The organism is Coralloluteibacterium thermophilum, assembly GCF_042654365.1.
Taxonomy (GTDB): Bacteria; Pseudomonadota; Gammaproteobacteria; order Xanthomonadales; family Xanthomonadaceae; genus Coralloluteibacterium; species Coralloluteibacterium thermophilum.
Genome location: NZ_JBHSGG010000037.1, coordinates 36,437 through 49,000 on the forward strand (window position 1 = coordinate 36,437; position 12,564 = coordinate 49,000).

Below are 12,564 nucleotides of genomic sequence, written 5' to 3' on the forward strand. Positions count from 1 at the left end.
CACCTCTCCGACAGGATGAGCATGAGCGAACACGACGAGCAGGGCTCCGCGGCGAACGCAGGCGGCACCTACGATTCCAGCAAGATCACCGTGCTGCGCGGCCTCGAGGCCGTCCGCAAGCGTCCGGGCATGTACATCGGCGACGTGCACGATGGCACCGGCCTGCACCACATGGTGTTCGAGGTCGTCGACAACTCGATCGACGAGGCCCTCGCCGGCCACTGCGACAAGGTCGTCGTGACCCTGCATGCGGACGGTTCGGTGTCGGTGCTGGACAACGGCCGCGGCATGCCCGTGGACATCCACAAGGAGGAAGGCCGGTCTGCGGCCGAAGTCATCCTCACGGTGCTGCACGCGGGCGGCAAGTTCGACGACAACAGCTACAAGGTTTCCGGCGGTCTGCACGGCGTCGGCGTCTCCGTGGTCAACGCGCTGTCCGAGCACCTGTGGCTCGAGGTCTGGCGCGATGGCCAGCATCACCTCCAGGAGTACGCCCACGGCGAGCCGCTCTATCCCATCAAGGTCGTGGGGCCGACCGAGCAGCGCGGCACCCGCCTGCGCTTCCTGCCGGCCAGGAGCACCTTCAGCGACATCGAGTTCCACTACGACATCCTGGCCAAGCGCCTGCGCGAGCTGTCCTTCCTCAACTCCGGCGTGCGTGTCGAGCTGGTGGACGAGCGTGGCGAGGGCAAGCACGACGTCTTCGAGTACGAGGGCGGGATCCGCAGCTTCGTCGAGCACCTGGCGCAGCTGAAGACTCCGCTGCACCCGCACGTCATCGCCATCGCCGGCGAAAGTGCAGGGATCTCCGTCGATATCGCGCTCCAGTGGACGGACGCGTATCAGGAAACGATGTTCTGCTTCACCAACAACATCCCGCAGAAGGACGGCGGCACCCATCTGGCCGGCTTCCGCGCCGCGCTCACCCGCACCCTGACGCAGTACATCGAGCAGAACGGCCTGGCCAAGCAGGCCAAGATGGGGCTGGCCGGCGACGACATGCGCGAGGGCATGATCGCGGTGCTGTCCGTGAAGGTGCCGGATCCCAGCTTCTCCTCGCAGACCAAGGAGAAGCTGGTCAGCTCCGAGGTCAAACCGGTGGTCGAGTCGGTGGTCGCCGACAAGCTGGGCGCCTTCCTCCAGGAACACCCGGCCGAGGCGCGCGCCATCGCCGAGAAGGTGGTCGAGGCGGCCCGGGCCCGCGACGCGGCGCGCAAGGCGCGCGAGCTGACCCGTCGCAAGGGCGCGCTGGACATCGCCGGCCTGCCCGGCAAGCTGGCCGACTGCCAGGAGAAGGATCCCGCACTCTCCGAGCTGTTCCTGGTGGAGGGCGACTCCGCCGGCGGCTCGGCCAAGCAGGGCCGCAACCGCAGGACCCAGGCCATCCTCCCGCTCAAGGGCAAGATCCTCAACGTCGAGCGCGCCCGCTTCGACCGCATGCTGTCCTCCGCCGAGGTCGGCACCCTGATCACCGCCCTGGGCACCGGCATCGGCAAGGACGAGTACAACCCGGACAAGCTGCGGTACCACCGCATCATCATCATGACCGACGCGGACGTGGACGGCTCCCACATCCGCACCCTGCTGCTGACCTTCTTCTACCGGCAGATGCCGGAGCTGATCGAGCGCGGGCACGTCTACATCGGCCTGCCGCCGCTCTACAAGATCAAGCAGGGCAAGAACGAGCTCTACCTCAAGGACGACGCCGCGCTCAACGCCTACCTGGTCAACAACGCGGTCGAGGGCGCGGAGCTGCGCCCGGGCGGCGACGCCCCCGCCATCGCCGGGGCCGGGCTCGAGGCCCTCATGCTCGCCTACGTGGCCGCGCGCGAGGCGATCGCGCGCGTCGCCTACCGGTTCGACGCGAACCTGCTCGAGTCCCTGATCGAGATGCCGCCGCTGCGCGCGGCGCAGTTCCGCGAACCCGGTGCGGCGGAAGGCGTGGCCGAGGCCCTCACCGCGCGCCTCAACGCCGCGGGAACCGGGCGCGCCCGCTTCGCGATCCAGGTGCAGCGCAGCGAGGACGGGCAGTCGGGCGCCCTGGTGATCGAGAAGCGCCTGCACGGGCTGGTGCAGGTGCAGACCCTGCCGGCCTCCATCTTCGAGTCGGGCGAGCTCAAGCCGCTGGCGGACGCCGCTGGCCAGCTCCATGGCCTGGTCCAGGCCGGTGCGCAGGTGGTGCGCGGGGGCAAGTCGCAGCTCGTGACGAGCTTCGCCCAGGCCCAGACCTGGCTGATGGACGAGGCCAAGAAGGGCCGCACCATCCAGCGCTTCAAGGGCCTGGGCGAGATGAATCCCGACCAGCTCTGGGAGACCACGGTGAATCCCGAGACCCGCCGCCTGCTCCGGGTGCGGGTCGAGGACGCGGTCGCAGCGGACCAGATCTTCACCACGCTGATGGGCGACGTGGTGGAACCGCGCCGCGACTTCATCGAGGACAACGCGCTGCGGGTCAGCAACCTCGACGTATGAGCGCCGCGGGCGCCGGCGGCACCGCCGGCCTGTTCGGCCGCGTCGCGGTCGATCTGGTCCTCGCCGCCGGGCTGGCGCTCGGCACCATCGTCGCGGCCTCGCTGGCGTGGCAGCGCCTGGTGCCCGACGCGAGCCGGCTCGATGCCGTGGTCTTCGCCCTGGTCGCCAGCGGTGCGGGCCTCGGGATCGCCGCCGCCGTCACCCTGCTGCGGCGGCCGCCCTCGCGACGCGACGTGCAGGCCGCCCTGGGCGCAGCCGCGCGCGCGGGCTTCTGGGGCGCGGTCGCGGCCACCGCCTGCACCACCTTCCTGCTGACGCACGTGGTCCTCCTCGGCGCGAACGCCCTGGGTCTGGACGCGACGCCGGGCAACAATCCGCTCCTCAACGCCCTGGTCAGCGAGCACACCCTGCTCCTGGCGCTCTTCGTGATCGTCGTCGCGCCCGTGGTCGAGGAGACGCTGTTCCGCCGCGTGGTCTTCGGGCGCCTGTGGGCGGCCGGCTGGCCGCGCACCGGTGCCGCGCTGTCGGCGCTCGCCTTCGCCGTCGCGCACGAGCCGTGGCGCCCGGAACTCGCGCAGTGGCTGCTGCTGCTCGCGGTCTACGCGGGCATGGGCGTGCTGCTGTGCATGCTCTACCGCCGCACGCGCAGCCTGCTCGCACCGATCGCCGCGCACGGGCTCCACAACGCCCTGACCCTCCTCCTGGCGCTGGTCGCCCTGCCCGGCTGAGCCCACCGCGGAGCGCGAGCCCGCGCAGGCCCTCATGTACACTCGCCAGCCCACTGCGCGGGGAGCGCGGCCAGCTGCGTCGTCGATGAGAAAGACCCACCTTTACCTGCTCGCCCTGGCGATCGCCGCGCTCGCCCTCGCCGCCATCGGCTACAAGTGGCAGGTCCTGAAGTTCCCGCTGCAGCCGGCGTCCGAGGTCGAGGTCTGGACCCTGCAGGCGCGGGTGGCCTTCCAGCCCGCGCGCGGCCCGAACACGGTCACGCTGCAGGTCCCGGACCGCACCCCGGGCTGGTCGGTGATCGACGAGCGCTTCATCGCCCGCGACTATTCGCGCCTCGAGGAGGCGCGCGACGGCGGCCGCGAGGTGCAGTGGGCGCGGCGCCGCGCGGTCGGGCCGCAGACGCTCTACTACCGCGCCACGGTCGTGCGCGCCGACGACCTGCGTCCCGAGGACCTCGCGCTCGAGCCCGAGATCGAGCCGCCGCCTCCGCTGGAGGAGCCCTACGCGACCGCGGCGCAGACCGTGCTCGACCAGGTCCGCGAGGGCTCGGCCGGCATCGTGACCTACGCCCGCGCCCTGATCGCGCGCTTCAACGACCGCCCGACGGACGATGCCGCCCTGCTCTCCGAGCTCTTCAGCGACGACGAGAGCCGCGCCCGGTTCCTCTCGCAGCTGCTCGCTATCCGCCAGATCCCCTCGCGGGTGATCCACGGCATGCGCCTGGACGGCGTCGACGGGACGGTGCCGCAGATGCAGACCTGGCTGCTGGTGCACGACGGCACCGGCTGGGTCACGATCGACCCCCGCACCGGCGCCACCGGCTGGCCGCGCGACCTGTTCCTGTGGAGCGCGCGCAACGCGCCGCTCCTCACGATCGGCGGCGAACCGCGGCCGGGCGGCATCGAGTTCACGGTGAGCCGCAACCTCGCCGACGCCATGGCGGTCGCGGAACAGCGGCTGGAGGTGGCCAACGCCAACCTCGTGCGCTACTCGCTGCTCAGCCTGCCGCTGCAGTCCCAGCAGGTCTACCAGGTGCTGCTGATGGTGCCGCTGGGCGCCTTCATCATGCTGCTCCTGCGCAACATCGTCGGCGTGAAGACCTTCGGCACCTTCATGCCGGTGCTGGTCGCGCTCGCCTTCCGCGAGACCGGCCTGGTGGCCGGCATCGTGCTGTTCGTGGTGGTGGTCGGCGCGGGCCTGCTGGTGCGCTTCTACCTGGAGCGCCTGCGCCTGCTGCTGGTGCCGCGCCTCACCGCGATCCTCATCATGGTCGTCCTGCTGATGGCGGCCCTGAGCATCCTCACCAACCGACTGGGCATCGAGGTCGGCCTTTCGGTGGCCCTGTTCCCGATGGTGATCCTGGCGATGACCATCGAGCGCATGTCGGTGGCGTGGGACGAGCGCGGCGCCGGCACCGCGATCAAGGAAGGCGTGGGCACCCTCGTCGTCGCCGCGCTCGCCTATGTCGTGATGAGCTGGCCACCGCTGGAGCACATCGTGTTCGTGTTCCCCGAGGTGCTGCTGGTGCTGTTCGCCCTGACCCTGGTGCTGGGCCGCTACTCCGGCTACCGCCTCAGCGAGCTGGTCCGGTTCCGTGCGCTGGCGCGCGAGCCGGACCCCATCGTCCCGCCGCCCCAGCCGCCGGCGGCGCAGCAACCCGGCGACGCGGCGCGCGGCTGACGTGTTCAACCCCTTCTCCATCGCCCGGCGCCTGCGCCGCCTCGGCTTGATCGGCATCGGACAGCGCAACGCCGACTACGTGCTGATGTACAACCCGCGCAGGTTCTATCCGCGCGTGGACGACAAGCTGCTGACCAAGAAGCTTGCCATCAAGGCGGGATTGCCGGTCCCGGATCTCTACGCGGTCGTCCGCGAGGAGCACGAGATCCACGACCTGCACGCGACCCTGGCCGCGCGCGAGCAGTTCGTGGTGAAGCCCGCCCACGGTTCGGGCGGCGACGGCATCCTGGTCGTCACCGGCCGCCGCGGCGACAAGTACCGCCGGTCGAACGGGCATCTGATGCCGCGCGACGAGTTCGAGCATCACCTCTCGAACGGCCTCGCCGGGCTGTTCTCCCTGGGCGGCCAGCCCGACCACCTGCTGGTCGAGTACTGCGTGCAGTTCGATCCGGTGTTCGAGCAGGTCAGCTTCAAGGGCGTGCCCGACATCCGGATCATCGTGTTCCTCGGCTATCCGGTCATGGCCATGCTGCGCCTGCCGACGCGGCTGTCCGACGGCAAGGCCAACCTGCACCAGGGCGCGATCGGCGTCGGCATCGACATCCCCAGCGGAACCACCAAGCGCGGCGTGTGGGGTTCCGAGGTGGTGCGCGAGCACCCGGACACGGAGCAGAGCATCGTGGGCTTGGCGATCCCGCGCTGGGCCGAGCTGCTCAGCATGGCCGCGCGCTGCTACGAGCTGTCGGGCCTGGGCTACGTCGGCGTCGACTTCGTGCTCGACCGCGACCGCGGCCCGATGATCCTCGAACTCAACGCGCGCCCCGGCCTGTCGATCCAGATCGCCAACGGCAACGGGCTCCACCACCGCCTGCGCCGGGTGGAGGCGCTCGAACGCGCCGGCACCCTGAGCGCCGACCCCGACGAGCGCGTCGCCTTCGCCCGCGAGCACTTCCCGACGCTCGGATGACGGCTTACGGTTTCGTAACACAGCCTGCACAGGCAGCCGCTAAGCTCCTGTTCGGTATCGCCTGCCGCGTTTCCTCCGGTCGGCCAAGTCAGAGGTTCCGATGAAGCACGCCCTCTTTGCGGCCGCGCTCGCCGCGGCGCTCGTCGCCTGTGCCACCTCCCCCACCGGTCGCACCCAGCTGCGCCTGTTCTCCGGCAGCGAGATGAACCAGATGGGCATCGCCGCCTTCGACGAGATGAAGGCCAAGGACCCGCTCGCGAACAATCCGCAGCAGTCCCGCTACGTGCAGTGCGTGGTCGAGGCGCTCGTGCGCGTGCTGCCGCCCGACTGGCAGCAGCTGCCGTGGGAAGCCCAGGTCTTCCAGAACGAACAGGCCAACGCCTTCGCGCTGCCGGGCGGCAAGGTCGGCGTGAACACCGGCATGTTCCAGGTGGCCCGCAACCAGGACCAGCTCGCCGCCGTGATCGGCCACGAGATCGGGCACGTCGTCGCCCAGCATTCCAACGAGCGCGTCTCCCACACCGCCCTGGCGCAGACCGGCATGACCGCCGTGCAGGCCTACGCCGGTACGCGCGGGGCCACTCCGCAGAACACCCAGGCGCTGATGTCCGCCCTCGGCGCCGGCGTCCAGGTGGGTTACCTGCTCCCGTTCTCGCGCGTGCAGGAGACGGAGGCCGACGTGGTCGGCCAGCAGCTCATGGCCCGCGCGGGCTTCGACCCCGCCGCGGCCGCGGCGCTGTGGGAGAACATGATCGCCGCCTCCGGCCGTGCAGGCGTGCCGCAGCTGCTCTCGACCCACCCGGATCCGCAGAACCGCATCCGCGAACTCGCCGCGCGCGCCCCGTCGCTCGCCGCCGATTACCAACAGGCCCGCCAGGAAGGCAGGACACCCCGCTGCGGGTGACGGTGCTTGAGCCGCATCGTCGTTTGCGTTTAGTGTGCCCGCCCCCTTCGATCGCAGGCGTCCGCGCCTGCCTGCTGCCAGGTTCGCCATGAAGACCTCCCACCTGCTCCGCTCCCTGCTGATCGCCTCCGCCATCGCCGCCGCGCTTCCGGCCATCGCTCCGGCCTACGGGCAGAGTGCGGACCGCTTCGCCGACCGCAAGCGCGAGCGCGAGGAGCGTCGGCAGCAGCGGCAGGGCAACCAGCAGGCCCAGGCCGCGCTGTTCCCCGATGCGACCCGCGACGAGCCCCGGGCGCAGGCGACCTCCCGCTTCGCGCGCCAGCTCGACGCGATCCAGAAGCACATCGAGGAGGACGAGTTCGACGCCGCCGTCGAGGCCGCCGATGCCCTCGCCGCCGACACGCGCGCCAACGACTACGAGCGCGCCTTCGCACAGCAGGCCGCGGCGTCGGCCCTCCTGAGCAAGGGCGACTACGCGGCGGCGCAGCCCTACCTGCAGCGGGCCATCGACAGCGACGCGCTGCCGAACGACACGCACTACCAGCTGATGTACCAGCTCGCGCAGCTGCAGATGCAGGACGAGAACTACGCGCAGTCGCTGGCGACCATCGACCGCCTGATCGCGGAGACCCGCACCACCGATGCGGACTACCTGATCACCCGCGGCAACGTGCTGTACCGCCTCGAGCGCTACCCCGAGGCCATCGAGGTTCTGCAGGCCGCGACGAGCGGCGCCGAAAGCCCCAACAGCGGCGCCATCCAGCTGCTCATGGCCGCCTACGCCGAGACCGGGCAGACGCAGCAGGCGGTGGCCCTCGCCGAGCAGCTCCACCAGGCCAACCCCGAGGACAACCGGCTGCTGTTCAACCTCGCCGCCGTGTACAGCCAGGCCGACCAGGTGGACCAGGCCGCCGCGCTGCTGGACCAGGCGCGCCAGAGCGGTCGGCTGACCACGGCGAACGAGTACCGCCAGCTCTACGCCCTCTTCGCCAACATGGAGGGCCAGGAGGCCAAGGTCGTGGAGGTCATCCAGGACGGTCTCGCCAAGGGCATCCTCACCGAGAACGCGGAGGTCTACACCGCGCTCGGCCAGTCCTACTACTACAGCGACCAGGTGGGGCAGGCCATCGACGCCTATCTGAAGGCGGGTCCCCTCGCGGAGACCGGCGAGAGCTATCTCAATGCCGCCAAGCTCCTGGCGCAGGAGGATCGCTGGAACGAGGCGGTCGAGGCCGCCAACCAGGCCCGCGCTAAAGGCGTCCGGAACCCGGCCGATATCGACCAGATCATCCAGGCGGCATCGTCCCGCCGCTGATCCACACGTGACTTTAGCGCCATATACAGCGCGAAGAATTCGTATAAGCTTGACAGTTCCCGCCCGCTCCATGGGCGGGAAGCCATGGCGCGCTCCGCGCGCCGGACTTGAGTGAGTAGCCGGCCTCCGCATGACACGACAGACCAACTATTCCGAACCAGAGGTCGACAAGCTCAGCTGGGCCCGCGTCCTCGGCATCGCCTGCGCCATCTCGCTGCACATCGCGGGCTTCATGATGCTGATGGCACCCGCCGACAGCCAGTCCGAGGTGCGCGAGGAAGAGGACATCGTCCAGGTGACCTTCGTCGAACCGCCGCCTCCGCCTCCGCCTCCGCCGCCTCCGCCGCCGGAGCCCCCGAAGCAGGCGCCGCCGAAGGTCATCGAGAACGTCGTGCGTCCCACGCCGACGCCTCCGCCGCCGGAGCCCGCGCCGGTCATCTTCGACGACCCCGCGCCGATGGACGTCGCGGCCGAGCCGGCCCCGCCCGCGCCGCCCGCGCCGCCGGTCCAGGACTTCGCGCCGGGCCAGGACATCTCGTACAACCAGCAGATCCAGCCGCGCTACCCGCCCCAGGCGCTGCGACGCGGTGAGGAAGGCGAAGTCCTGTTGCGCGTGACCATCGACGCCACCGGCGCGGTGACCGACGTGGCAGTGGAGCGTTCCAGCCGCAGCCGCGATCTCGACCGCGCGGCGATCGAGGCGGTCCGCCGCTACCGATTCAATCCGGGCATGCAGAACGGCCAGCCGATCGGCGGCGTCGTCCTGGTTCCCATCAACTTCACTCTTGGCCGTTAATTTTCAGAAGGGTACCCGTATGCTGCAGGACACCACCAACGCCCAGGCTCCCGCGCAGGCGCCGGCTAGCAATCCGGACCTGAGCTCGGTCGCCACCCAGGCGCCCGCGCCGGTCAATCCGGCCAACACCTCGACCACCCTCGGCACGCCGACCAGCGATGCGGAGGCCATGCAGCAGTTCGGCTTCATCGAAGCCATGTCGCATGCGCACTGGGTCAACTGGACCATGCTGATCATCCTGATCATCATGTCCATCGGCTCCTGGTACCTCTTCGTCACCAAGCTGATCCGCAACAGCGTCATCAAGTCGCGCGCCGACAAGGTCACCCGCACCTTCTGGGAGACCCCGAACGCCGCCGACGCGATCCGCTTCATGGAAGAGCAGCCCAAGAACGAGCCGTTCTCCAAGATCGCGCTCGACGCCGCCCAGGCCGCCGCTCACCACCAGCGTTCGGAAGGCTCGCGCCTGACCGAGACCATGAGCCGCTCGGAGTTCATCGACCGTGCCCTGCGTCAGGCGGTGACCCGCGAGAGCTCCAAGCTCGAGAACGGCCAGACCTTCCTCGCGTCCACCGGTGCGACCGCGCCGTTCATCGGTCTGCTCGGTACGGTGTGGGGCATCCTGATGGCGCTCATCACCATCGGCCAGACCGGCAACGCGTCGATCGACGCGGTCGCGGGTCCGGTGGGTGAGGCGCTGTACATGACCGCGATCGGTCTGGGCGTGGCGATTCCGGCGGTGTTCTTCTTCAACTTCTTCACCCGCCAGAACTACGAGATCAACGCCAAGTTCGACGTCTTCGCGCACGACCTGCACGACTTCTTCGCCACCGGCGCCCGCGTCGGCGAGACCGCACCGCCGGCGACCAAGCGCTGATCCTGCTGTCGGTCAAGTACCGCACGTTCTGACGGAGACCGATCATGGCCTTCACCTCCAACAAGCCAGGCTCCACGATGGCGAACATCAACGTCACGCCGCTCGTCGACGTGATGCTGGTGCTCCTGATCATCTTCATGATCACGGCGCCCCTGATGTCGCATAAGGTCCAGGTCGAGCTTCCGACTGCCGTGATCACCAACAAGGTGGAGGCGCCGCCCACGCCGATCACCCTGGCGATCACCCAGGACGGCAGCGTGTACTACGACGACGAGCCGGTCTCGCAGGATCTGCTGGAAAGCCGTCTCTCGACGGCCGCCCAGCAGACCCCGCAGCCCCAGGTCGACGTGCGCGCGGACAACACCACCCGGTACAGCGTCATCTCCGGAGTCCTTCGCACGGTGCGCCTGCAGGGCATCCGCAAGGTCAACTTCGTCGCCACGCCGGAACGGTAAGTAGAGAGGATTCACCATGGCTTTTTCCTCGGGTGACAGCGGCGGCTCGATGGCGGACATCAACGTCACGCCGTTGATCGACGTCCTGCTGGTTCTTCTGATCATCTTCATCGTTACCGCCCCGGCGATGACCATGCGGGTGCCGATCGACCTGCCGCAGAAGTCGGTCAACCCGCCGCCTCCGTCGAACGATCCGCCGCCGCCGATCCGGCTGCGCGTGGACGCCAACGGGCAGGTCTTCGTGAACAACAATCCGGTCGCGACGCGTCAGGTGGAGGCCAACCTCCTCAACCTGCTGCCGCCGGCGATGCAGGATGGCCAGGCGGTCGAGCCGGCCGACCAGCCGACGCTCGAGCTCGACATCGATCGGGACGCCAGCTACGAGACCCTCACCACCGTCCTTGCCGCGGCCAAGAACATCGGCATGGAAAAGGTGGCCTTCCTCGACAACATGTAGAGGAAGGGGCATCGCAGCTCACGGAACGCCGCCTCCGGGCGGCGTTTCCGTTTCCGGAACACCGATGGCGGCTGGCGACGGCGTCGAAGGCTCCAGCGACGGACGGATTCGCCGGGCCGGGCGCGGACGAACCGGAAGCACGCGGCGACATTCGCGAGCCGGCCCAGCCCCAGCCCTAAGCCCTAAGCCCCAAGCCCAAGCCCTAAACTCCGAGCCCTCCTCTTCTTCCCCGGCCCGTCCGAAAGCGCTAGCCCGGCCCCCGAACCCCGTCGATGAGTTCGAGGTAGCGGCGCACGGTTGTGTCCAGGCCGAGGTAGAGGGCTTCCCCGACCAGGGCGTGCCCGATGGAGACCTCCGCCACGTCCGGCACGGCCTGGAGCAGGGCCGCAAGATTGGTCAGCGAGAGGTCGTGGCCGGCGTTCACCTGCAGGCCGACCGCCTGCGCCCGCAGCGCCGTCGCGCGGCACAGCGCCAGGGCTCTTGTCGCGTCGCCGCGGGCGTGGGCGTCGGCGAAGGGGCCGGTGTAGATCTCGATGCGGTGGGCGCCGATGGCGGCGACGTCGTCGACGCCATCGCTGCCGGCATCCATGAACAGGGAGACGCGGCAGCCGAGGGCCGCGAACTCGGACACCAGAGGCCGCAGACGTGCCGCGTCGCGCGCCATGTCGAAGCCGTGGTCGGAGGTCAGCTGGCCGTCCGCATCGGGAACCAGGGTCACCTGCTGCGGGCGCGCCTCTGCACACAGCGCGAGCAGGCCGGGATAGGCGCCACGTGGCGGCGCGAACGGATTGCCCTCGATGTTGAGTTCCACGCCGCGCTCGCGGGTCAGCGCCGCCAGCGCCCGCACGTCGTCCTCGCGGACGTGGCGGCGATCCGGGCGCGGATGCACGGTGATGCCGGCGCAGCCGGCGCCGATGACGGCGTCCGCGGCACGGAGCACCGAGGGCTCGTCGCCGCCGCGCGAATTGCGCAGCACGGCGATCTTGTTGAGGTTGACGCTGAGACGGGTCATCCGCGCAGGGTAGCAGCGGTGCGCACCGCGGCGGCCTTCAACGGCAGCGTTCGGCGACCTGGCGCCAGATCACCGGCTCCCAGTAGTCGTTGCGGGTGGAACCGCCGCGGCTGGGATCGAAGCGCGCGCCGAGCAGATAGGTCGTGCCGGCCTCGACGTCCACCTCCAGCGTCTTGTACCGGGCGCGCCCGCCGCGGCTCCGCAGCTGCTGGGTGAGCGTCGAGAGCTGCCGGACGTCGATGTTCTCGGCGACGGTGAGGGTGCGGCGGCCGGGCTCCACGCGGAAGCTGTCCGCGGTCGTCGGTCCGGGCGAGCGGCCGTCGACGGCGATCAGGATGGCGGGATAGATGTGGCGGCCACGGGGCGCCACGTCGAAGGTATTGATGCGCCCGCAGCGCGAATCGCCGCCGGAGGCGCCGCCGACGCTCAGGCGATAGGCCGGGAGTTCGACCCGCTCGGCCGCGCCGTGCAGGCGCAGCGCCGCACCGTCGCGGCGCACCTCGACATCCAGCGGGCCGCCGTCCGCACCGACCGCGTCCGCCAGCGCCTCCGCGTCCACGCCTCCGGCGAGCCGGTGCCCGTTGATCGCGAGCAGGCGATCGCCGGTGCGCAGGCCCATGCGCTCTGCCGCGCCGCCCGGTGTCACAGCGAGCACGGGCAGGCCGTCGCCAGTGCGTTCACGCACGTCGATCACCGCGCCGAGCTCGTAGCGGGTACGCGCCGGCTGTTCGATCAACAAGGGACCGTCGGCGTCGTCGGCGAGCGCATGGGCATCGGCGACCCGCAGCAGCGCCGCGTCGATCTCGCTGCGCAGCAGGGCGGCGGCCGGGCGCTCGTCCGCCACTGCGAGGGGGGCCAGGAGGACGGCGGCGAGCAGGAAGAGGCTGTGTCGAAGCATGG

At 70.1% G+C, this 12,564-nt stretch carries 12 protein-coding genes; 10 read left to right on the plus strand and 2 right to left on the minus strand.

Annotated features, from left to right (window positions below; genetic code table 11):
• Window positions 1-21: 21 nt before the first annotated feature.
• From gyrB to ACFO3Q_RS13350, 10 genes are all read left to right on the plus strand, one after another.
• Window positions 22-2,472 carry a DNA topoisomerase (ATP-hydrolyzing) subunit B gene (gene gyrB / locus ACFO3Q_RS13305; RefSeq protein WP_377005216.1) on the plus strand — a complete coding sequence of 817 codons (2,451 nt, stop codon included), beginning with the start codon at window positions 22-24 and terminating at the stop codon, window positions 2,470-2,472.
• Window positions 2,469-3,200: a CPBP family intramembrane glutamic endopeptidase gene (locus ACFO3Q_RS13310; RefSeq protein ID WP_377005217.1), complete on the plus strand. Its 732-nt coding sequence runs from the start codon at window positions 2,469-2,471 to the stop codon at window positions 3,198-3,200. Before gyrB ends, ACFO3Q_RS13310 begins: the two co-directional genes overlap by 4 nt.
• Window positions 3,201-3,285: 85 nt before the next feature.
• On the plus strand, window positions 3,286-4,881 hold the full coding sequence (locus ACFO3Q_RS13315; RefSeq protein ID WP_377005218.1) for a UUP1 family membrane protein: 1,596 nt from the start codon (window positions 3,286-3,288) through the stop codon (window positions 4,879-4,881).
• A 1-nt stretch (window position 4,882) separates the two neighbouring features.
• Entirely contained in the window at window positions 4,883-5,848 is a 966-nt protein-coding gene (locus ACFO3Q_RS13320; RefSeq protein ID WP_377005219.1) for an alpha-L-glutamate ligase-like protein, read from the plus strand.
• 100 nt (window positions 5,849-5,948) lie between these two features.
• Window positions 5,949-6,752 carry a M48 family metallopeptidase gene (locus ACFO3Q_RS13325; protein WP_377005220.1) on the plus strand — a complete coding sequence of 268 codons (804 nt, stop codon included), beginning with the start codon at window positions 5,949-5,951 and terminating at the stop codon, window positions 6,750-6,752.
• Window positions 6,753-6,840: 88 nt separating this feature from the next.
• Window positions 6,841-8,067, plus strand: a complete 1,227-nt coding sequence (locus tag ACFO3Q_RS13330) for a tetratricopeptide repeat protein (RefSeq protein ID WP_377005221.1) — start codon at window positions 6,841-6,843, stop codon at window positions 8,065-8,067.
• 130 nt (window positions 8,068-8,197) lie between these two features.
• Window positions 8,198-8,863 carry an energy transducer TonB gene (locus ACFO3Q_RS13335; RefSeq protein ID WP_377005222.1) on the plus strand — a complete coding sequence of 222 codons (666 nt, stop codon included), beginning with the start codon at window positions 8,198-8,200 and terminating at the stop codon, window positions 8,861-8,863.
• 169 nt (window positions 8,864-9,032) lie between these two features.
• Entirely contained in the window at window positions 9,033-9,740 is a 708-nt protein-coding gene (locus ACFO3Q_RS13340; protein ID WP_377005259.1) for a MotA/TolQ/ExbB proton channel family protein, read from the plus strand.
• A 44-nt stretch (window positions 9,741-9,784) separates the two neighbouring features.
• Window positions 9,785-10,195 carry an ExbD/TolR family protein gene (locus ACFO3Q_RS13345; RefSeq protein ID WP_377005223.1) on the plus strand — a complete coding sequence of 137 codons (411 nt, stop codon included), beginning with the start codon at window positions 9,785-9,787 and terminating at the stop codon, window positions 10,193-10,195.
• A gap of 16 nt (window positions 10,196-10,211) precedes the next feature.
• Window positions 10,212-10,652: an ExbD/TolR family protein gene (locus tag ACFO3Q_RS13350; RefSeq protein ID WP_377005224.1), complete on the plus strand. Its 441-nt coding sequence runs from the start codon at window positions 10,212-10,214 to the stop codon at window positions 10,650-10,652.
• A 247-nt stretch (window positions 10,653-10,899) separates the two neighbouring features.
• Here the strand turns inward: ACFO3Q_RS13350 and ACFO3Q_RS13355 are convergent, their stop codons facing one another.
• Together ACFO3Q_RS13355 and ACFO3Q_RS13360 are read right to left on the minus strand one after the other, a co-directional pair.
• Complete coding sequence (locus ACFO3Q_RS13355) at window positions 10,900-11,664, minus strand: pyridoxine 5'-phosphate synthase (RefSeq protein WP_377005225.1); 765 nt, start codon at window positions 11,662-11,664, stop codon at window positions 10,900-10,902.
• Between the two features lie 37 nt (window positions 11,665-11,701).
• A complete protein-coding gene (locus ACFO3Q_RS13360; protein ID WP_377005226.1) occupies window positions 11,702-12,562 on the minus strand; it encodes a PDZ domain-containing protein in 861 nt (286 codons plus the stop codon).
• Window positions 12,563-12,564 lie beyond the last annotated feature (2 nt).